This is a genomic window from Bacillus sp. NTK071, assembly GCF_017303315.1.
Lineage (GTDB): Bacteria > Bacillota > Bacilli > Bacillales > Guptibacillaceae > Guptibacillus.
In genome coordinates, this window is the sequence record NZ_JAFKOI010000003.1 from 125462 (window position 1) to 147086 (window position 21625).

At 42.0% G+C, this 21625-nt stretch carries 22 protein-coding genes; 9 read left to right on the forward strand and 13 right to left on the reverse strand.

The annotated features are described in order from the left end of the window. Positions 1-2 precede the first annotated feature (2 nt). A complete protein-coding gene (locus JI666_RS08350; protein WP_206890683.1) occupies positions 3-1052 on the reverse strand; it encodes a FecCD family ABC transporter permease in 1050 nt (349 codons plus the stop codon). Then, complete coding sequence (locus tag JI666_RS08355) at positions 1049-2059, reverse strand: FecCD family ABC transporter permease (RefSeq protein WP_206890685.1); 1011 nt, start codon at positions 2057-2059, stop codon at positions 1049-1051. The genes JI666_RS08350 and JI666_RS08355 overlap by 4 nt, the downstream gene beginning before the upstream one ends. 169 nt (positions 2060-2228) lie before the next feature. On the opposite strand from JI666_RS08355, the gene JI666_RS08360 reads away from it, so the two are divergent. Next, the gene (locus JI666_RS08360; RefSeq protein ID WP_206890687.1) at positions 2229-3185 is read left to right on the forward strand and encodes an ABC transporter substrate-binding protein; all 957 of its coding nucleotides are present in this window, start codon (positions 2229-2231) and stop codon (positions 3183-3185) included. Between the two features lie 137 nt (positions 3186-3322). Then, a complete protein-coding gene (locus tag JI666_RS08365) occupies positions 3323-4240 on the forward strand; it encodes a zinc dependent phospholipase C family protein (RefSeq protein WP_206890689.1) in 918 nt (305 codons plus the stop codon). Positions 4241-4409: 169 nt separating this feature from the next. Here JI666_RS08365 and JI666_RS08370 read toward each other — a convergent pair whose 3' ends face one another. Continuing rightward, entirely contained in the window at positions 4410-5696 is a 1287-nt protein-coding gene (locus JI666_RS08370) for an MFS transporter (RefSeq protein ID WP_206890693.1), read from the reverse strand. Between the two features lie 150 nt (positions 5697-5846). Here JI666_RS08370 and yxiS point away from each other — a divergent pair, with 150 nt between their 5' ends. Continuing rightward, on the forward strand, positions 5847-6155 hold the full coding sequence (gene yxiS / locus JI666_RS08375) for a protein YxiS (protein ID WP_206890695.1): 309 nt from the start codon (positions 5847-5849) through the stop codon (positions 6153-6155). 96 nt (positions 6156-6251) lie between these two features. Here the strand turns inward: yxiS and JI666_RS08380 are convergent, their stop codons facing one another. Then, positions 6252-7172, reverse strand: coding sequence for an NAD(P)-dependent oxidoreductase (locus JI666_RS08380; protein ID WP_349769313.1), 921 nt, complete (start codon positions 7170-7172; stop codon positions 6252-6254). Between the two features lie 35 nt (positions 7173-7207). On the opposite strand from JI666_RS08380, the gene JI666_RS08385 reads away from it, so the two are divergent. Further along, the gene (locus JI666_RS08385) at positions 7208-8167 is read left to right on the forward strand and encodes a YndJ family protein (protein WP_206890698.1); all 960 of its coding nucleotides are present in this window, start codon (positions 7208-7210) and stop codon (positions 8165-8167) included. A gap of 20 nt (positions 8168-8187) precedes the next feature. Here the strand turns inward: JI666_RS08385 and wrbA are convergent, their stop codons facing one another. From wrbA to JI666_RS08400, 3 genes are all read right to left on the reverse strand, one after another. Further along, the gene (wrbA, locus tag JI666_RS08390) at positions 8188-8814 is read right to left on the reverse strand and encodes an NAD(P)H:quinone oxidoreductase (protein ID WP_206890699.1); all 627 of its coding nucleotides are present in this window, start codon (positions 8812-8814) and stop codon (positions 8188-8190) included. 176 nt (positions 8815-8990) lie between these two features. Then, positions 8991-9431, reverse strand: a complete 441-nt coding sequence (locus tag JI666_RS08395; RefSeq protein ID WP_206890700.1) for a MarR family winged helix-turn-helix transcriptional regulator — start codon at positions 9429-9431, stop codon at positions 8991-8993. Between the two features lie 74 nt (positions 9432-9505). Further along, positions 9506-9877, reverse strand: a complete 372-nt coding sequence (locus tag JI666_RS08400; protein ID WP_349769314.1) for a MarR family winged helix-turn-helix transcriptional regulator — start codon at positions 9875-9877, stop codon at positions 9506-9508. Between the two features lie 239 nt (positions 9878-10116). On the opposite strand from JI666_RS08400, the gene JI666_RS08405 reads away from it, so the two are divergent. Together JI666_RS08405 and JI666_RS08410 are read left to right on the forward strand one after the other, a co-directional pair. Next, positions 10117-10539, forward strand: coding sequence for an organic hydroperoxide resistance protein (locus JI666_RS08405; RefSeq protein ID WP_048311227.1), 423 nt, complete (start codon positions 10117-10119; stop codon positions 10537-10539). Positions 10540-10722: 183 nt separating this feature from the next. Next, positions 10723-11517 carry an MBL fold metallo-hydrolase gene (locus JI666_RS08410; RefSeq protein WP_206890708.1) on the forward strand — a complete coding sequence of 265 codons (795 nt, stop codon included), beginning with the start codon at positions 10723-10725 and terminating at the stop codon, positions 11515-11517. On the opposite strand, the gene JI666_RS08415 is transcribed toward JI666_RS08410, so the two are convergent. From JI666_RS08415 to msrB, 3 genes are all read right to left on the reverse strand, one after another. Then, positions 11514-12563 carry a GGDEF domain-containing protein gene (locus JI666_RS08415; RefSeq protein ID WP_206890709.1) on the reverse strand — a complete coding sequence of 350 codons (1050 nt, stop codon included), beginning with the start codon at positions 12561-12563 and terminating at the stop codon, positions 11514-11516. The genes JI666_RS08410 and JI666_RS08415 overlap by 4 nt on opposite strands. A gap of 146 nt (positions 12564-12709) precedes the next feature. Beyond that, positions 12710-13708: an NAD(P)/FAD-dependent oxidoreductase gene (locus JI666_RS08420; RefSeq protein WP_206890716.1), complete on the reverse strand. Its 999-nt coding sequence runs from the start codon at positions 13706-13708 to the stop codon at positions 12710-12712. Next, positions 13705-14661 carry a peptide-methionine (R)-S-oxide reductase MsrB gene (gene msrB, locus JI666_RS08425; RefSeq protein ID WP_206890718.1) on the reverse strand — a complete coding sequence of 319 codons (957 nt, stop codon included), beginning with the start codon at positions 14659-14661 and terminating at the stop codon, positions 13705-13707. Before msrB ends, JI666_RS08420 begins: the two co-directional genes overlap by 4 nt. A 167-nt stretch (positions 14662-14828) precedes the next feature. On the opposite strand from msrB, the gene JI666_RS08430 reads away from it, so the two are divergent. Next, on the forward strand, positions 14829-16061 hold the full coding sequence (locus tag JI666_RS08430) for an aminopeptidase (protein ID WP_206890720.1): 1233 nt from the start codon (positions 14829-14831) through the stop codon (positions 16059-16061). 254 nt (positions 16062-16315) lie between these two features. Continuing rightward, positions 16316-17257 carry an ATP-grasp domain-containing protein gene (locus JI666_RS08435; protein WP_206890722.1) on the forward strand — a complete coding sequence of 314 codons (942 nt, stop codon included), beginning with the start codon at positions 16316-16318 and terminating at the stop codon, positions 17255-17257. A gap of 537 nt (positions 17258-17794) precedes the next feature. On the opposite strand, the gene JI666_RS08440 is transcribed toward JI666_RS08435, so the two are convergent. After that, positions 17795-18919, reverse strand: a complete 1125-nt coding sequence (locus JI666_RS08440) for an HD-GYP domain-containing protein (RefSeq protein WP_206890729.1) — start codon at positions 18917-18919, stop codon at positions 17795-17797. A 254-nt stretch (positions 18920-19173) separates the two neighbouring features. Between JI666_RS08440 and JI666_RS08445 the strand changes: the two genes are divergently transcribed. Then, positions 19174-20283, forward strand: coding sequence for a DUF2515 family protein (locus JI666_RS08445; RefSeq protein ID WP_206890732.1), 1110 nt, complete (start codon positions 19174-19176; stop codon positions 20281-20283). A 24-nt stretch (positions 20284-20307) separates the two neighbouring features. Here JI666_RS08445 and JI666_RS08450 read toward each other — a convergent pair whose 3' ends face one another. Together JI666_RS08450 and JI666_RS08455 are read right to left on the reverse strand one after the other, a co-directional pair. Beyond that, positions 20308-20763 (reverse strand): hypothetical protein, encoded by a 456-nt coding sequence (locus tag JI666_RS08450; protein ID WP_206890734.1) that lies wholly within the window; start codon positions 20761-20763, stop codon positions 20308-20310. 2 nt (positions 20764-20765) lie between these two features. After that, positions 20766-21578: a DUF3100 domain-containing protein gene (locus JI666_RS08455; RefSeq protein ID WP_240688029.1), complete on the reverse strand. Its 813-nt coding sequence runs from the start codon at positions 21576-21578 to the stop codon at positions 20766-20768. Positions 21579-21625 lie beyond the last annotated feature (47 nt).

A 21625-nucleotide genomic window follows, 5' to 3' on the forward strand; every position in this document is an offset into this window, starting at 1 on the left:
CATTATTTGTTTCTTGATCGATACAATAGATAAATAAAATACGGCGCCCCAATTGCTGCTGTGAACACTCCAGCAGGCACTTCAAGCGGAGAAAATAACGTGCGTCCAATTAAATCTGCGATCATAACAAGCATGCTTCCAACTAACGCAGACACAGGGACGAGCACACCAAACGAGGAACCTACCAGCTTCCGCGCAATGTGCGGAGCCATTAGCCCTACAAAGCCAACGCCTCCCGCAAAAGCGACTGCGCCTCCTGCGAGTCCTGTGCTAATGAAGAGCAAAACGATTCTATCTCGTAGAAGCATAGCTCCTGCCCCTTTTGCCACATCATCACCTAGCTCTTGAAGATTCACCCTTCTGGAATACACCATGAGAAGAATGAGAAGAATCGCCACCCATGGAAGCAGTGTGAGTACATCCTGTCCGTTTGTCCCATGCACGCTACCTGTAATCCATATATTCGCATCTGAGGCTCTATAGATTGGTCCAACAATCATCAGTAACGTCGTTAAAGCTTGTAGAACAGCTGTAAGACCGATCCCAATTAGCACAAGACGGATTGGTGAAATGCCGTTTTTCCAAGATAAAACAAAGACGAGAAAACCTGCTAGAACTGCTCCGATAAAAGAAGCAAGCGGTTGCCATTGAATACTTACAGTTAGCGCATTCGTTTTGTCACTAAACACCGTTAGAAATCCAATCGTAGCAAGCGCCCCACCCCAGGTAATCCCTAAAATATCAGGGGAAGCGAGTGGGTTACGAATCATCCCCTGCAAAATCGCTCCTGAAACTGCTAAAGCTGCACCAGCAAGAACCGCCATCGCAATCCTTGGAAAGCGGAACTGCTTCACAACAAGCTCATTCATATCTGTCCCATATCCGAACAGTGCTTTTACGACAGCATCAGGTGTCATAAAAATCTCACCAATGCCTATGCTAAGCAATGCTGTTACAATAACTGCACCTATTAAGGAAGCAATTATCCAGACAGCACGTCGATCAATTAGAAATGAAAATGCTTTTATTCGAAAGGAAGTGTATTTCGTCATAGCTGCTTAAACTCCCTTCGAGCAATGTAAATGAAAAATGGTGTGCCGATCACAGCCGTTAGAACACCAACAGGTGCTTCAAGCGGCATAATCACGTAGCGCGCTGCAATGTCGGCCGATAGTAAGAGAATTGCGCCTAGTATAGCACTGTAAGGAATAATCCAACGATAATCAGTGCCTGTTAAAAAGCGCGCAAGATGCGGAACCACAATCCCAACTAATGCAATCGGTCCTGCAACCGCAACAGAGCCTCCCGCAAGCAGAACAATCAATAGCGCAGCACCTGCCTTCACAAGGAGCGTCCGCTGGCCAAGCCCTTTAGCGACATCTTCACCCATGACAAGCGTATTAATTTTTTTACTAATGAAAACGGCACCAACTAATCCAATTACGATATATGGAATGACAGCTCCAAGCATGGCTAAGCTACGACCTTCAATAGAACCCGCAAGCCAGAACAGCACATCCTCTAGGGCTTTCTCGTTTAATACGAGCATCCCTTGCGTTAATGAAGAGAACATCGCTGCAATAGCAGCCCCCGCAAGCGTCAGCTTCATTGGTGTAAGTCCTTCTCTTCCCAGTGCCCCAAGTACGGAAACAATCACGGATGCAAGTGCTGCTCCGAGAAAGGCGAGCCAGCTGAATGCTGCGAGCGATGTGACAGAGAAGAACGTCACAGCTACAACAATCGCAAAGCTTGCACCTGCGTTAACACCAAGAATAGAAGGGGAAGCGAGCGGATTACGTGTGATTGCCTGCATCAATGCTCCCGCTACAGCGAGGCTTGCCCCAACGGCTGCACCAATTAAAGCACGAGGAACACGATTCTCAATAATAATAATATGTTCATTGCTTCCGTCAAACTGCGTAAATGCTTGAAGTGCTGTTGACCAGGATATACTTGTAAGACCATAAACAACACTTGAAGCCATAAGGGCAATCACAATGAGAACACCAATCGCAATTCCTATCCATTTACTGTTTATTGTTTGTAATTTATGAGTCATAAAGGTTTAATCCCTTTCTTTATCATCCACTTTAAGTGTAAAAAAAGAACGAAACCGTGTCAATGATTTTGAGAATCAATCTCAATTACGTATTGACTCTTTTGTGACAATTGAGTATCATTACAGCGTAAATGAAAATGATTATCACTTTACATAGGAGGCTACTACAATGCATAAAAAAGGTTGGATGATCCTTACTCTTGCCATGGTTATGATTCTTGCTGCATGTGGAACAAACGGGAATAATGCAAGCGACGGTAAGTCAGGAGATCAAGAAGAACAAGCAACTCGCACTGTTAGTCACGCGATGGGCGAAACAGAAGTTCCTGAAAATCCCGAAAAAGTTGTTATTCTAACGAATGAAGGAACAGAAGCCCTTCTTGCAATGGATGTTACACCTGTTGGTGCTGTTCAATCATGGCTTGGTGATCCCTGGTATGACCACATTTCAGATCAAATGGAAGGTGTAGAAGTCGTAGGAACAGAAAGTGAAGTAAATCTTGAGGCTGTTGCGGGACTCAAGCCTGACTTAATTATCGGAAATAAACTTCGTCAGGAAGACATCTATGATCAACTTAGCGCGATTGCCCCAACCGTTTACTCAGAAACATTGAAAGGCGATTGGCAGGAAAACTTTACGTTCTATGCAAAAGCGATGAACATGGAAGATAAAGGCGACGAAGTGATGAGCGCTTATAATGACCGCATCGACTCCATGAGTGAGGAGCTTGGTGATCAGCTTGATAAAGAAGTATCCGTTGTTCGTTTCCTTGCAGGACAAACGAGAATCTATTACAAAGACTCATTCTCAGGTGTTATTCTCGAGCAACTAGGCTTCGACCGCCCTGAATCGCAGCAAAAAAATGACTTTGCTAAGGAAGTAACGAAAGAGCGCATTCCTGAAATGGATGGTGACGTACTCTTTTACTTCACTTATGACGCAGGAGATGGAGATGCCAATTCCACTGCAAAAGAATGGACAAACGATCCTCTCTGGAACAACCTTGAAGTTGTTAAAGAAGACAATGTTCACGAAGTAAGCGATGCGATTTGGAACACTTCTGGTGGCGTTATTTCTGCAAATAAGATGCTAGACGATATTGAGAACGTCTTTCTAAGTAAATAGGACAAAGTCCGGCTGATGCCGGGCTTTTTTCATGCTTGTTTCTCAGATATTAAGGGAAAGAAATAATAAATGTGGCAAGAAGACAGGTTCTTGTCAGGTATAATAGAGTAACACATCTATAGAGGGGGGATATATCGATGCCAAATGTCTGGACACATATATTATTCGGAGAAGAAGCTGCTATGGAGGCCGGCATATGGAATACGATCAAAGAAGACCTTCCTTTCTTTCGACTCGGTGCACAGGGTCCTGATCCCTTTTTCTACCATAATTTCTGGCCCTGGAAAAAGAAGAAACCTGTACAGGAAACAGGTTCAGTGCTCCACCAGATTAATTGTGGTCCATTTCTAATGGACATGATTGAATACGGAAAGCATAATGATTCAAAGCTTCGTGCCTATATACTAGGATTCGTTACCCATCACATTCTAGACCGAAATGCACATCCTTACATCCATTACCGCTCAGGACTCGAAGGCAATCGCCACCAGCAGTTAGAAATCATTATCGATACCATTTTGATGAAAGAATACAAAGATATCGAAACGTGGAAAACACCTGTTTATCAAGAAATTCACATCGGAAAGTCTCTCTACACACCGATCGAAGTCATGCTTTATGAGCTAATTCAAACGCATTATCCCGAAACGGCTGATCGCATGCCCGATGATTACATTAATCATTCGTATCGAGATATGCTTCTTGCGCTTAAAATACTATTCGACCCGCTCGGCTGGAAAAATCAAATCTTAAAGAAACAAGTTTCCTCCTTTTCTTACCGAAAACAGATTGGGGATGAAGATTATTTAAATCGCGAAGGAACAACATGGATTCATCCAGCCGTTAAACAAGAAGAGTCTACCGCAACTTTTGAAGAGCTGCTCGAACAAGCGGAAGAAGAAGCAACGAGTATACTTCCACTTATTCTTGACTACTGGCATAATGAAGAAAATTGCATCACTGAATTAAAAAACCAAATTGGTGACCGTTCGTATGATACGGGGAAAGACTGTAGCCTATCGTTGGAGTTGAAGCATTTTGACCCAATTGTGTAAGCGGAAACAAAAAATGCTCAGAGTAGACTCTGAGCATTTCTCATGTAACGATTACATGTTTTATCCGCGATATTTTCGATATATCCGCGAAAATCCTGTTTTATCCGCGATAAACAAAATATATCCGCGAATTTGAGATTATATCCGCGAAACCCCACCTGAACCACCATCACACATCAACACCCTCATTCACCATTACAATCTTGGCCTGTTCTTTTCCTTTATCGATATTCACTTTGTTAAGTAAATAGATGCCTGCTAGGAAGAAGACGACAAGCGAGACGATACCGAAGCGACTTGATCCTGTGAGCTGCCCAACAAAAGCAAATAGGAACGGTCCAAAGATCGCTGAGAATTTAGCTGATATGCCAAAGAAACCGTAAAATTCAGCGTGACGATGTTCAGGTACCATACTGCCGAAGATTGAGCGACTTAACGCCTGTGCACCACCCTGAACAAATCCCACCATCATCGCAAGAAGATAGAAATGGGTAGCTGTTGTCATAAAGTAGCCAAGTAGTACGATTCCAACATAGATCCAAAGCGCAATCATGAGTGCTCGTTTTGCACTAATTTTCTTTGCAAGGTAACCGAAGAAAAAGGCAAAAGGGATGCCAACAAATTGCGTAATCAGTAATGCAGCAATTAAATCATTCGCTCCAATGCCGATATCCCGACCGTAAATGGTTGCCATTTTGATGATAGTAGATATGCCATCATTAAATAACCAGAAGGCAATTAGAAAGATTAATAGCTGTTTATAGTGATTCAATTCTTTAAATGTCATCCGCAAGCGTTTAAAGCCAATTGACATATACGAACCGCTTAATGATGGCTGGCTGTGCGGCTCCTCTTTAACATGTTTGAACAGCGGAAGTGAGAAAATAAACCACCAGACACCAACACTTGCAAAAGAGAGCTGTGTTGCAACAAGGGCGTTCGGGAGAAGAAACCACGATGGATTCATAATCATAAGCAGGTTAATAAGAAGCAAGACTCCTCCACCTATATACCCAAACGCGTATCCTCTTGCTGAAATCCGGTCGATCTCTTCGCCTTTTGCAATCTCAGGTAAAAAAGCGTCGTAGAAAACATTACTTCCAGAAAAGCCAATCGTACCGAAGATTAATAGAATTGATGCTAGAAGATAGCCGCCCTCACCTACAAATGCCATTAAAATACTGGCGACCATTCCCATATACGCAAAGAACCGCAGAAATTGCTTCTTAGAATTTGAGTAATCGGCTATTGCCCCGAGAACTGGTGCAAGAAGAGCAACGATTAGAACCGCAAGCGACTGAGAATAGCCCCAATAAGACGTTGCAAGGCTACGATCTATATTCTTTGCAGCTACATCGTAATAAAAGACAGGTAGGACGGCTGCCATCATTGTCGTCGCAAACGCAGAGTTGGCAAAATCGTACATCATCCAACTTCGAATCTCTCTTTTTCTCATCTCGTTTCCCCCATGAAGTTCGATTGTATGAAATATCGCTGATGAACCGATTTGTCTTCCTAAGAAAATTCATCCTTTATAACATGGATACTTGCCACACTTTCATCCGGCGAGTACACTAACGATAGAATAGTGAAACGGAGGGCCATTATGGACCAAAAAGAGATTCAAGAACAAGTAATTGAAAACTATAAACGTGATGAAAACATGATGATTCTTGTCTTTGCTCAGTGGTGCGTGAACAACGATCTTAATCCAGAAACGCTTTATGAAAAAGCATACCCTGATCAAATTAACAATTCTTCACTCAAGCAAAGCATCGAGCTTGTTGTTCCTAAAGAGGAATCAGAGCACATTCCTGACCAAACGGTTATCGGAGTACTGTCTCTATTCGGAAATGACGACCTCGCTTTTGTTGTAACGGAAGAAATCGAAAAGCGTCAAAAAGAAGAGAAATAAACGCTTTACCAGTTTATTCGGCAACAAGAGGAAACTTCCCTTTTTACGTAGAACAAAGAGACCCACAGCAACTGCTGCGGGTCTCTTTATTTGCATTTAATTCTCACGAAATAACTTTACTAATGCTTGTGTACCGCTACCCTCTTCCCCTCGTTCAGCGAGGTCTTCATACAATTGCTTTGAAAGCTCAAGTCCTGGTGTGAGCATGCCCATTTGTTTTGCAGATTCCAGGGCAATCGTCATATCTTTAATAAAATGCTTCACATAGAAACCTGGCTCAAGGCGATTTGAAATCATTCTTGGTGCAAGGTTACTTAATGACCAGCTACCTGCTGCTCCTGATTCAATGCTCTCTAGAACAGTAGAAGGGTTTAATCCAGCTTTTTCTGCGTAGACGATTGCTTCACACACACCAATCATGTTGCTTGCAATCGCAATCTGGTTACACATCTTTGTGTGCTGACCTGCACCTGCAGGACCTTGCAGCACAATGTTATGTCCCATCACTTCAAGGATAGGCTTAACTTGCTCAAAGATTTCTAGTTCGCCCCCAACCATAATCGATAACTTTCCTTCTCTCGCGCCAACATCTCCTCCTGAAACAGGAGCATCAAGTGCATAGAGCTGCTTTGACAAAGCATGCTGATAGATTTCCTCCGCAAGCGCTGGGCTTGAAGTGGTCATATCAATCAAAATAGAATGAGCACGAGCATTCTCAAGTAATCCGTTCTCTCCTATGTACACTTCTTCTACATCTTTCGGATAGCCAACCATTGTCATGATCACATCCGCTTTAGATGAAAGATCCTTCACAGACTCCTGCCACTCAGCTCCCTCGTTAACAAGAGTTTCCGCCTTTTGTTTCGTTCTTGTATAGATTAGTGTTCGGTATCCTGCATCGATTAGATTTCGTACCATGCTCTCTCCCATCACTCCTATACCGATAAATCCTAGTACAGGCTTTGTAGACATTTCCATTTCATTCGCCTCTCTTTCAAAAATTTCCTTTTCTCTCACTTCTCTTCATCGTACACTAAAAGAGAGGTGAAATCATGATGAAAACAAGTAGCTTTGCTGGTCTTTTTCTTTGGGTACTATTTGTGGTAGCAAAACTAGTTACCACGCCAATTGATACACTCCAATATGTCATGATGTTATTACTGTTCGCTTATCTGGTTCTCGTTCCTTTAACGCTGAACCTTGTACCGCAAAAGAACGCTTTTTATCGTTACGCAACACGACTTCAGCCCTTTGCTGCAGTCTGTGCAGGCATCTCCTTCTTTTTTGACCAGGGACTTATTGCCGTTCTTTTAGCAGTCCCCTGGCTGATCACAACCATTTTCATTGCCCTATATGGCTTCACACGCTTATTACAAGAATGGAAGAGAAGTACAATTTTCGATGTGTTAATACAGCTCGGATTGATGTATATCAGCATCGGTGGTGTCTGGCTCATTCTCCACCGATCAGGAATAGAGATTCTTAACTTTAGCGATGTTATCGTGCTGCTAACATCCATTCACTTTCACTATGCGGCGTTCATCACACCGATTTCAATGGCGTTCATTGGCAAGATGCTTGTTAAAACAGCACCAGCTTTGAAACCATTGTTCAAATTAGTTGCGTTCCTTGTGTTGATTGGACCGCCATTTATCGCAGCAGGAATTACGTTCGGAGACACAATGCCTGTTCTCGAATTTGCTTCCGTTGTAGAATTTGTCACGCCGCTCGTCGTTTTTTCTATCCTTTGTCTCGTCTACTTAATCCCGAAATTGGATTACGCAGTGAAAATGCTTTTATCCATTTCGTTTGTTTCTCTTCTCTTCTCCATGAGCTCAGCGATGATTTACGGATTTGCGCATGTAAATGAGACGGTTATCCTTGGTATACCCTTAATGATCTTCTTTCATGGTTTTGTGAACACATTTGGGTTTTCCCTTTTTGGATTACTCGGTGTGACCGCATTAAATGACACAAGCACACCAATACAAAAATCCAGCCTCTCGATGTAGAGAAGCTGGATTTATTTTAATTATAGTGTTTTCAATGCACCGGCAACTTTGGCGACACGTGCACCAAGGCGAGAAGCCATTGTTAGTTCAGCTTCTACAGGTGAACGTGAACCGTCAGTGCCAGCTATCGTCGACGCACCGTATGGTGAACCACCGATACCCTCTGTTGTTAGCTGCTCTGGATTCTCACCATAAGGTAAGCCAACGTAAATCATGCCAAAGTGCATGAGTGGAACGAATGTTGTAAGAGCTGTTGTTTCTTGACCCCCGTGAACAGAACCTGTGCTTGTAACAACGGCAGTGGCTTTACCTTCAAGCTCACCATTCATCCAGAGTGAACCAGCTGAATCTAGATACTGCTTCATTTGTGCTGGCATTGAGCCATATCGAGTCGGAACTCCCCAAACAATGCCATCAGCCCAGCGAAGGTCATCAAGCGTTGCTTCTGGAACATCATCCTGTGCTTCTTGCGCTTCTACGTAAGGTGGTTGTTGGGACATCGCCTGTTTCACAACATCAAATTCAGGAACCTTTACAACCTTCACTTCAACGTCGCCAGCACCTTTTGCGCCTTCTGCTACCGCCTGTACCATTTGATAAATGTGACCATATGCACTGTAATATGGAATTAAAATTTTTGTACTCATTATCCCACTCCTTTTCGAATTGTAATCTATAGAAAAGCCACTGCCGGCTGATCTAATTTAGTTCGATCTCAATTATCTCTACTTCGAGATTTTACCCGTATGAGAGTTAAGTAAACATTTCAATTGGCTTCATTTCAAGTATCTTTAATTCGAGATATTAGGTAGAGAAGAAGCCCTTAAAGCTTCTCTGCGTAGTGACCAAGTTTCTTCAGCAAGCCTATAGCCGTTTCCTTTTCACTTACATCCAATCCTGCGAAGATCGATTGAACCTGTTTCTCATGATTAGGGAAAATACGATCCATTAAGCTTTTCCCATCATCTGTAATCACGGCATGTGTAATTCTACGATCATTCGGACAAGGATTACGTGTTAAATACCCTTTTCCTTCAAGTTTGTCGACAACATACGTGATGCTTCCACTTGCGAGTAGGATTTTCTCCCCAATTTGCTGCAACGGCTGGCTCCCTTTGTGATACAGCAACTCTAATACAGCGAATTCTGTGGGATTTAATCCATAGCTCTGGATATCCGTTTTAATTTCATCTGTTACAGATCGACTAGCCCTTGCAAGCACAATAAACAGTTTTAATGACAGTTCACGATCGATTTCACTCATGGCACTCACCCTTAGCTTCTAATATCTTGAATTCGAGATAATTATACTTATGTTAAGCTCAATCTGTCAATGCTTCATTTTTTATCATTGACAGAATGAATATGATCCAACAACTGTTGGAAGCCAGTTAACGCTTTTGTAAATTCCTCTTTTGACAGACCACTGTTTGTCGCCATAGCGTCAGGAATTATTGAAGCATCGTCCCTTAACTCTTCCCCTTTAATCGTTAAACGAACCATCACTCTTCGTTCATCTTCTTTTGAACGTTCTCTTCTAACAAGTCCGGACTCTTCCATTCGCTTAAGCAACGGTGTGAGCGTTCCAGAATCGAGATAAAGTTCTGCACCAAGTGCTTTAACCGTGGTTTCATGTTGCTCCCACAGAACAAGCAATACAAGGTATTGAGGATACGTAATTCCTAATTTATCTAAATAAGGGCGATACATTTTCGTGATCTCCCTTGAACAAGCATAAACAGAAAAACATAGCTGATTTTCTAATTTTAATTGATCATTGTGTTCGATTGCTAACACCTTCTTTTGTAATAAGTTGTGCACAATCAATTTATCTTGATTAGAGGAAGATGTCAACTTGAGTTGTTTCGTTGACAAACTAACTGAGCTATTATACATTTAGTTTTGTAAAATTAAATTGTGCACAACTTAAATAATGGGAGGAATTTAAAATGGAAGCTTTATATACAGCAAAAGCAGTAGCAAACGGTGGTCGTCAAGGTAAGGTAGAGTCATCAGACGGTGTGATTAACATGGATCTTCGTATGCCTAAAGAACTTGGCGGTCAGGGTGGGGAAGCTACTAACCCTGAACAACTATTTGCAGCAGGATATGCGGCATGCTTCGATAGCGCACTAAATATGGTTGCGCGTATGAAGCGTATTAAGATTAAAGACACTTCAGTCGAAGCTCACGTATCAATTGGGAAAGAAGAGGATGGCGCATTTGGACTTAGCGCGAAGCTACAAGTAACCATCCCTGGTGTTGATCAAGCAACAGCTGAAGAATTAGTGGAAGCTGCACACCAAACATGCCCATATTCAAGAGCGACTCGTGGCAACATGGAAGTTGAATTAGAAGCAATTGCGAAATAAGTGAAGAAATGAGAGGGAGCTGCCAATCGGGCGGCTCTTTTTTTGGTTTGGCCAATATAATTTAATTTTGGCTAATATATCTTGATTTTGGACGATAAACCACTACACAAGCACGCAATCACCCTTTTTTTCTACAGAAAACTAGCTATACTAATACTAGAGTAATGGAAGGTGTGATCAATTGTGCTCACTGTTTCAGAATTTGAGAGCATTAAAGCGATTAAAGGCACATTTAAACTTGGTGGCGTTAGAATGAACGTCTACCTCTACCTTGTTGATGGGCTTTTGATCGATAGTGGTCCGAAACGGCTGCAAAAAGAGATTGTGGACTACTTATCAAAGGAAAGCTACAATCAAATCATTTTCACGCATCATCATGAAGACCATACAGGTAACGCAACGGTTCTAAACAATGTTCCAACCTATATTCACCCGGCAGGCATCACCCTTTGCGAGCAAAAACCGCATTTACCTTTCTATCGGCGCGTCTTCTGGGGTTCAAGAAAACCATTCACACCTGAAGGAATCGAGCATCAAATCCAAACGAGGCACCACACATTTGAATTGATTCACACACCTGGTCATGCTCCAGATCACCTTGCTTTGTTTGAAAAAGACCAGGGATGGCTATTTACAGGTGACCTTTATGTGATGAGTCATCCCAAAAGCATCTTTGCTTTCGAGTCGATTCCCGACGTTATTACGTCTCTTGAAAAGGTGTTAACTTACGATTTCGATACAGTCTTATGCTCCCATGCAGGTGTTCTTCCAAACGGTCGGAGACGCTTAGAAGAAAAACTCAACTATTTGCGTTCTGTTCAGGACGAAGTGCTCCAAAAATACAATGATGGAAAACCAGTTTCTCTCATTCAAAAAGAACTTTTTCCTTCGAAACATATTCTTAATTATTTCTCTCTTTTTGAAAACTCTTCAAAACACATCGTCACATCGATCATAAACAAAGGAGGATCCCGCTAACGTGCGTGACCCTCCTCTACCTGTTGGTCATACCAACATATTCTGTTTCTTCCCAATCTTTTCGCCTCATATAAACGCTCATCGGCAATGCGCAAGCACTGCTCAATGCTACTTTCCAGTGGGAAAAGCGCAGTTCCATAGCTCATCGTAACAGAGAAGTATTCAGCATCGGTTTTGAAACGCAACTTCCTTATCGCGGACTGAATACGCAATAAGCATTCCTTTGCTTCTTCACTATTTGTCGCATTTAGAATAAAAGCAAACTCTTCACCACCATAGCGATAGGCTTTCGCGTCATCTTCAAGCTCTTCTTCCACTACCATCCCAATCTGCTTTAAAACATCGTCTCCTACCAAGTGCCCGAATCTGTCATTAACAGATTTAAAGAAATCGATATCGGCAAGGACAAGCATCAGTGGCTGATCATTCTTCGAACACGTATGTAGATCTTCCTGGAAAGCGCGATGGTTATAAAGATTTGTTAGAAAATCCTTGCGCGCAATGTCCTCAAGTTTCGTATTCTTGGATCGCATTGTGCGCTCTCGCGATACAATGATTCCTCCTAGAACACCCATAAATAATAGAAACATACAATCAAACATGTAATCGATCAACTGCTGTCCCTGAAAAGAATACCCATTGAATAAAAGGATGGCAGTATATCCTGCCCCGAGTAGAAAAGATGCGATTATTCCTCCACTAAATTTCCAGTAGACCGCAACATGTAAAATGAGTAGATACGCGATTGGAAAGAAAGGACTCCCAGATCCACCAGTCAAGGAAACAAGCCATAGAAAGGCTGCGTAATCAAAAACGACACTTACTTTTGTCATAAACAAATAGATTCTAGAATTGATTTCGGTCTTACGAAGAGAAAGTTCTGAGATCGCCATGTAAACCAATCCAAAAAGAAAAAGAATTAAAAATCCGATGCTACTACCATTTAGATAGAAGTAGTAATAGCTACCGGCAATAAGTAAGAATATCCATCGAAACATTGACAAAATCATCTCGATGATATGATCGTTTTTCGTTAATAGATTCATTCACATACCCCTGTTATAAGTTTGGTTGGTTATATCGCTGAATAACTTTGTAATATTTACCATGTTTTTATTATAACTGAATAGGCATGAAACATCGCTTTATTTTCAAAACTTTCTAAAAGGAAATGAAAGAAAAAAGAAAGGCTTCAGATCGAAGCCTTTCTCTCCATTTCATCATTCATTTCATTTGCAGCATCTAAGCCTGATAAGACCGCACTTTCAATTCTAGTTCTCCCAGATTGATCATCGCTTCGTAAAAAGGCGTCTCCAGCCACAACAATTGATTCCTGTTCTGACACCCAAAGCGTTGGAGAGGAATGAACCTGTTCAGCCTGCGCATAACGCCATCTCTTAAGTTGAGAAGACGAAACGTGCTCAGAATGAATAATGGGAGATACTCTATTCATGAGTTCAGTCAAGATTACCTCATCTTCTTTTGAGTAAAAAGATTTCGATAGCTCTGACGTCGCATAAATACTGATAATTCGTTCCTTTGAGATTCCCTTAGAATAGCTATCAACAATTCGTTCAATCCCATCGGGCAAATCTGCGTCTTGATGCCCCGAATTCGGAAGTGTTGTGGCAGATTCTTCATTCAATGCAAGCAAACCAACAAGCGCAGGATCGAACACAATACGACTGAGTGATTGATGGGCATGATTTGATAGCTGAATATCACTTGCTTGAAGAAGCTTAAGTGACTGTGGCGCAGGTGGAGTTAAAAGGACAGCGCGCGCTTTAACACTATCTCCTTCTTCAAGAAATAGCACGTAGAAATGACCATCATGCTCAATGCGCTCAACTTTAGAGGACAACCGGGCTGGCACCTCGCTCGCGAGGTGCTTTACCAATTGATTCATCCCATCCGTCGACTTGTATCTTGCATGATTTTCACCAAACCATTTAGACACCCAGCCATTCTGCCCCCAATGATCTACTAATTGCTGGAACTCTTCTGTTCCCACTGTAAAAAATTGAGCGCCGTGATCTGCCTTGCCACCGTTGATTCGTCTTGTTGCAAGACGACCGCCCACGCTTTTACTTTTATCAAGAACAAGAACTTCTTTTCCACTTTCAATCAGCTTAGTTGCGGCAACAATGCCAGAAATGCCGCCACCAACAATGGCTACGTCAACTTCCTTCATTCAAAAAGCACTCGATATTCGCCGTAACCTTCTTCCTCAAGACTTTCCACTGGGATAAATTTCATCGCAGCTGAATTAATGCAATAGCGGAGGCCATTCTCTCCAGGACCATCATTAAAGACATGGCCAAGATGAGAATCGGCTTCCTTACTGCGCACTTCCGTTCGAATCATAAAGTGGCTAAGGTCTTTCTTTTCTTTCACGCGATGATTATGAATTGGTTGTGTGAAACTTGGCCAACCGCAACCTGCATCATACTGATCTGTTGAGCTAAAGAGTGGCTCGCCTGAAACGATATCAACGTAGATCCCTGCCTTGTTATTGTCATAATACTCATTTTGGAAAGGACGCTCTGTACCGTTCTTTTGCGTTACTTGATACTGTTCAGGAGTTAATCGCTCGCGAAGTTCCGCATCATCTTTCTGATACGCCCAATTCTTTTCAATGAAATCTGCGCGACCAGAACCTTTCTTATAGCGGTTGTAATGAGCTGGGTTTTTCTTATGATAATCCTGATGGTAATCCTCCGCTGGATAGAACGGTTTGGCAGGAAGGATCTTTGTCACGATTGGTTTCTGGAATCGGCCGCTTGCTTCGAGCTCTTTACGAGACTCCTCAGCAAGCTTCTCCTGCTCATCATTATGATAATAGATCGCCGTGATATACGTGTCGCCTCGATCAAAGAACTGTCCGCCTGCATCTGTTGGATCAATTTGACGCCAAAACAGATCTAACAGTTTACTATATGGAAAAACAGATGGATCAAATGTAATTTGAACGGCCTCAACGTGGCCCGTAGTTTTTGAAATCACTTCTTCATAAGTTGGATAAGGCTTATCTCCACCTGTATATCCAGATACGATGCTTTGGATGCCTGGCATTTCTTCAAAGGGCTCAACCATACACCAGAAACAGCCACCGGCAAATGTTGCAAGCTCATAATTCGTACTCATTCTCTACCACTCCAATATAGAAGATTTACTTATAACATATCCCGAATGGAGGGTTTATTGCCAGAAACTTGCTTTATCGAACTGTAATGGAGGAATAAATTACTAAAAAGTAAGAAATCTGATACACTTAAGTTGTATGACTATTGAGATAAAGGAGATCCTTACCTATGGCTACCTTTCATGAAAATTTACAGAAATACGCAGATTTAGCGGTTAAAGTTGGCGTTAATATTCAAAAGGGACAAACTCTTGTTGTGAATGCTCCACTAACATCAGCTGAGTTTGTGCGTAACATTGCAGAAAGCGCTTATGAAGCTGGAGCAAAAAATGTTCATGTCGAATGGAACGACGAAGATTTAACGCGCATCAAATTTGATAAAGCTCCAGACGAAGCTTTCAAAGAATTCCCAACGTGGAAAGCTAAAGGCTTCGAGGAACTGGCAGAGAACGGAGCGGCGTTCCTTTCGATTACATCGTCTAACCCAGATCTACTTAAAGGTGTAGACCCTGAACGTATTTCCAATGCGAGCAAAACAGCTGGAAAAGCAATGGAAGGGTACCGTAATTACATCATGTCAGACCATAATAGCTGGTCAGTTGTAGCTGTTCCTTCTAAAGCGTGGGCAGCGAAAGTCTTTCCTGACGCACCTGAAGAAGAACAGGAAGCCAAACTATGGGATGCCATTTTCCAGGCAACTCGCGTTTCAACAGGTGACCCCGTTCAATCTTGGAAAGAACACAGTGCAAATCTTGAACAGAAAGTTGATTACTTGAACAAGAAGCACTACAAGAAACTCCATTACAAAGCACCTGGTACCGATTTAACGATCGAGCTACCTGACGCACATCTGTGGGTAGGCGGCGTGAGCGAGAATGTGAAAGGCGACCATTTCGTTGCGAATATGCCGACGGAAGAAGTTTTCACCATCCCTCATAGAAATGGAATCAATGGCGTTGTTGCTTCAACTAAGCCACTTAGCTACGGCGGAACTGTCATTGAAGACTTCTCTCTTACATTTGAAGAAGGCAGAATCGTTAAAGCGGAAGCGAAACACGGGAATGAAACACTACAACACCTCATTGAAACAGATGAAGGTTCCCATTACCTTGGGGAAGTGGCACTCGTCCCTCATGATTCTCCAATTTCAAACGCTGAGATTATTTTCTTCAATACACTGTTTGATGAGAACGCTTCTAATCACCTTGCGATCGGCAATGCTTATTCCTTCTGCCTTGAAGGCGGTAAGAACATGTCTAAGGAAGAACTAGAAGCAGCTGGAGCCAACGAAAGTGTGACGCATGTTGACTTTATGATTGGATCTGAGCAGATGGATATCGATGGCATTAAAGAAGATGGATCAAGTGAACCTATTTTCCGAGATGGGAACTGGTCAATTTAGTTCATTATGCAGAGCCTACATGGCTCTGTTTTTTTATTCGCTCTTTTATAAAAGATTGTTGCTTTTGAAACTATTGTTGAAATAAACACTACAATTCGCTGATTGGAGCGGAAATCAACCTCCTATAGCAACAATATCTACGAAAAGAGCCTTTTTATTTGACTTAAACGTTTTCACTGGGATTATAAGCAATTGTGCTTTATACTTGAGTAAAATGATAGGTTTTAACGGTTATTTGTGAAGGAGGCCATAACATGAGTGCAAAAGTATACATCATTCACGAAAATGACGAGTGGACGAAGCCACTTAAGCATGAGCTAGAGACACTTAATGTGCCATACGAGGATTGGTTTTTAAGCGAAGGAAGTCTCGATTTATCAGACGTTCCACCTGAAGGGATCTACTATAATCGCATGAGCGCATCTTCTCATACGAGGGGACATCGCTATGCACCAGAATATACAGCTGCCGTACTCTCATGGCTTGAAAGTCATGGGCGTCGAGTACTAAATGACAGCCGTGCTCTAGCGTTAGAAGTGAGCAAAGTTGCTCAGTATAATGCGCTGAGACAACATGGCATCGTCACACCAAAAACCATTGCAGCGGTTGGGAAAGATCACCTTAAGAAAGCAGCAGATTCCTTCAGCGAGCCGTTCATTACAAAACATAATCGAGCTGGAAAAGGACTCGGTGTTCAACTTTTCCAACAGCCTGAATCGCTTAAATCGTATGTAGAAAGTGAAAATTTCGATGAATCAATCGATGGCATTACATTGCTTCAGCAATACATTCAATCACCAGACTCATCCATTACACGCTGCGAATTCGTAGGTGGTAAGTTTCTCTATGCTGTCCGTGTCGATACATCTGACGGTTTTGAGCTTTGTCCAGCAGATGCTTGTCAGGTAGGCGATTCATTCTGCCCGACTACAGAACAGCCTAGACCGAAGTTTGAAATTATAGAGGATTTTGATCATCCTGTTCTTGCAAATTATGCCGCCTTCTTAAAAGCGAACGGCATTACATTTGCAGGAATTGAGTGCATTCAGAATGAGCGCGGTGACCTGTTCACGTATGATGTGAATACCAATACAAATTACAATGCTGACGCAGAGAGTAAAGCAGGCATTTCTGGTATGAGAGCGATCGCAGAAACACTTGAGAGAGAACTTTCTGAGCTTCATTCCTTTACATGAATGGAAAAAAGAGCGTCAAATCTATGCAATTTGCTGCTCCATTTTATTAAAGGCCAGTTTAATACAAAAATTAAATTCGAGATAAATGTATGGAGATAAGGTTCTCCGGGGGATGACTCACTTTCCGCGGGGCATGCGCTGAGCCTCCTCAGGCTCCGTCTTCTGGGGTCTCACCTGTCATGCTCATCCCACAGGAGTCTCGCCATCCCCCTCCGGACCTTGCCGAAGTAGGCGTTTGAAATCTCTCTTGTGACTTCTTAGCTTAAAATGGATGAGAACGCAACTACCATCAAAGCGTTTGTCTCCTATGTAATCAGTTCCACCATATTTTAGGTTTGAAAATAGATTTTCATCTATAGGGAGCTTTAATGAAGCATAACTATTAAAAAATATACGGTCAGAGGCACATTAGCCACTGACCGTTTTTTGTACGATTTTTTTGATGTTTATGTTTCGAATTCAAATACCATTTTCTCATGCAATTATGTGCTTGTACTTCAAAACAGAAATCGACCGTTACGATTTGCGCTCTTGTTTCTAATAGTCATCATATTGTACTTTAATCGCCAGAAATCCGTCTAAATGTTTGATAAAGAGATCAATTAGAGTTGGATCGAACTGCTTGCCTTTTTCTTTATTGAAGTGGGTAGTAATGCGCTCAATGCTCCACGCTTTTTTGTATGGGCGATCTGAAGCTAGTGCATCAAATACATCTACTACAGAGACGATTCGTCCGTATAAGTGAATGTTCTCACCGCTAAGACCATCTGGATACCCTCGACCATCCCACCGCTCATGATGCTGTTTCGCAATCACAGCAGCAGCTTGTAAAATACTCCGATTCGAGTTCTTCAGTAAATCATAGCCGATATTTGAGTGAGCCTGAATAGCTGTATATTCTTCTTTAGATAGCCTGCCTGGTTTATTCAAAATAGCATCAGGAATGGCCACTTTTCCAATGTCATGCACTGGCGAAGCCACTTTAATTAGATCTGCTTCTTCCTCACTTAACCCGGCTTTAATCGCTAGAAACTTAGCATATTCTGCTACACGCTTAACATGATTACCCGTTTCCTTTGAGCGCACTTCACCAATTTCGCCCATCTTAAAAATAATTTCCTTCTGAGCTTCTTCTACCTCAATGTTCATGAGCACTGCTTCAAGGGCTTGTGCTGTATAAGAAGCTGCAAGACTTAAATATTTCACATCCTGCGCTGTAAATACTTCATCTTCCGTTAACTTATTGATTACCTGATAAACACCAAGCGTTTTATTCTGCTTATTTATTAAAGGAATCACCAAGAGTGATTTCGTTCGATAGCCTGTTTTCACATCAATATCTGAATGAAACCGTTCGTCCTCATAGGCATTCGCAATTATGAGAGGTTTTGTTGTTTGAAACGCATACCCCGCAAGTCCAGCTTTTGAAGGAATACGTACTTCGTCCACACCGTGAGCGACTTTTGCCCATAGTTCATCTGTCCATTCATCATGAATCCAGAGTATACAACGATCAGCCACTGTCATATCCCGTCCCATATCAGCCATGAGCATTAAAAGTCGGTCTAGTTTGTGTTCCACAGTAATTTCGGCAGCATAGTCAAAAATAATTTGGAGAAGCTCATCAGATTCAAGCTTCCTTTTAAACTCGCCATTGGACATAACCTGTTAGCGCTCCCCTCAAAGTACTTCGCTCTTAAATAAAAAGTGTAAAAAATCATGTATTAGCAAAATGATTAAGCTTATGGATAATACTTCTATCATACACGCTTACAATCCCTCGTAATAGGTCAAGACGTGCAAAAGATTATCCATACCTTATTCATACAAAATGGGTGGCGAAGTACGAACTCCACTCTTCTTTCTTATCAAGAGCATCATAGATATATAGAAAGAAGAGCAGGGGGGATTTGCTAATGGCGTTTCTCAAATCATTATTTCAATCATCACTCAATACCTCCCCTTCAACCTTCCTATTAAAAGAGCTACAGCATAACAAGCAACCACCAATGTCTCGCTTTACACAAAGTGAGTTACAGCTTATCAAAACTATTCAACAGAAAACGGCTACATACAATCGAAACAACGTTACACGCACGAAAGCTTATCTTGATTTCTTTAAGCAACACCCTGAGATTCACTGGTCAATGCTTGCTCATCTTGTATCACGTAACGCAGGTTGGACGATGACAGATCTAAAAGGCGAATACCTTCCTCGTCTTCTTACACGTAAGCAACAAGAAGCTTTTTTCTCATTCTTAGAACGTGGGAACTGGCTTATTTTCCAAGATGCTTATCCGCAACTGCTTCTTTATCATGAAAGCATGAAAAAAACACATTCTCTTTTTCACCTTTTACCTGCATTCCATGTCTCTTCCTTTATGAGAATATCTTGGAATGATTTCTTAACAAAAAGAAAATCAGATCTTCTAACAATCGCCCTTATCATTAATGAGCAACATTACATCGAATCACGTGTCATCCAAATGAAAGATTATCAGCAAACTGTTTTTCAAACGCTTGCCTTTCAACTACAGGAACTATTAAATACTAATACGCTGCTTTTTCCTATGCAAAATGGTAATGCAGTTCATTTAATGGGAGAAACAGCGCATCACTTTTTATATGTAAAGGAAAGGATCAACCTTGGTAAAAGGCTATATGCCCAGCTTTTTTCTAGTGAACAGGTCGTGCGTAGTGTGCTTGAATGGGCAGAATCACATCCACACACAGGCTCAAGAAAAGACTACTGGCCACATTTATACAACACTGTGAAAGATGGCGAGCCTAACGCAAGACGGGAGCTGAAGAACTGCACTATTATAAAAGGACCAAAAATCTATAGCCCTCCACTTTCAGTTTGGAACGATGTTACGCATACAGCCCCACACCGAAAAGATTGGTTCACCTCTTCAAAATCAATCAACCTTTTTCATCTCCCTGCAGCTGACTTATCTGGAAACATCGAGAAAACCCACTGTTCAACAATTGCTCTTCTCGAAAAACTGCCTACATTTCTCAAATGAAAAAGACCCCCGAATGGGAGTCTATTAAATCAAACCTTGCATGCGAAGTACCATTTCAGCGATAAGCGCTGATCCAAGAAACGTACCGACCATCACAAACATTGCGACAACAATGCTTCTCCAACCTAGCTTCACAAAATCCGTCCAAGATCGTCCAATCGCAATTCCTGCATATGCGAGTATCGGTGTCGCAAGCGCTAGGATATTAATATCCTGCGTCCACTTCACTACATACTCTGATCCCGGCATAACAGGCATAGATACGATAATACCAATGATTCCTATATAAGCAACGCTCGGTATATTAACAGGTAGAACGTGCTGCAGAATAAGTCCAACAAGGCAAATAATGATTAATACAACCATACCAGGTAATGCGGAAACCGGGAACACACTATATCCGACCCAATTTCCGACCGCGGCAATCACTCCGAAAATGAGCAACAACAATGTCCATTCTTGTATATTTTTCAATAACATCCTTACGCCCCCTTCCCAATCTCTGCATTACGCTGTTTCTTTCTTGTTAGTACGGTATACATTTTCTCCGTAAGAGGTAATCCAATGAGAATACTCATATAAAGACCAGTAGAGAGCGATAGCAAATTACTTGCTCCTGCAAAAGCAATAATGTCATCAGAAAACGCTGGAAAAGCCGCAACGAGCGAGCCACTAGCAGCAGCCATCATGCTTCCACTCCCTATGCCAGATGCCATTGCGAAGGACAGCGGATGAATTGGAGTAATAGTCGCGAGGAACCCTGAAATCACTCCCATGAAAACCGCACCGAATACCGTTCCGAAAATATAAATCGCCATAACGCCTCTTCCTTCTGGCGAATTGAACCCATATTTATCAACGATTAATCCAACGTTCGGCTCCCTTGCAACAGAGTGCGTCATGCCAATGCTCTCTCTTTTTAGGCCCAGCATGACAGCGATTGGTAGTGCAAGAAAAATAGTACCTAGATTACCAAACTCCTGAAGCAATAGTGCTGGTCCTGCTTCAATTAATTTTGGTAAAGATGGTCCTATAATTACACCGATTTTGGCAATTAATAGCGTTACACCAAGAACAATTAGTGGCTCAGCATTCAGTGCCTGCTTCTTTTTTACAACAGGTGTGAAAAACAATCCTAATCCGATTAACATCGCATATAGCATCGGCAACAGTAAAACCACACCCGGCCCCACCGTAAACGAAAATACTCCAATCCACTCAGTTAACGCAACAATAGCAAAAACAAGCATATGCAAACGCCAATCTTTCCATATTCCTTTTAATTGATCTGCCACCCATATCCCCCATTCCCTTTTACACATAAAAGCTCTAAAGACAATAT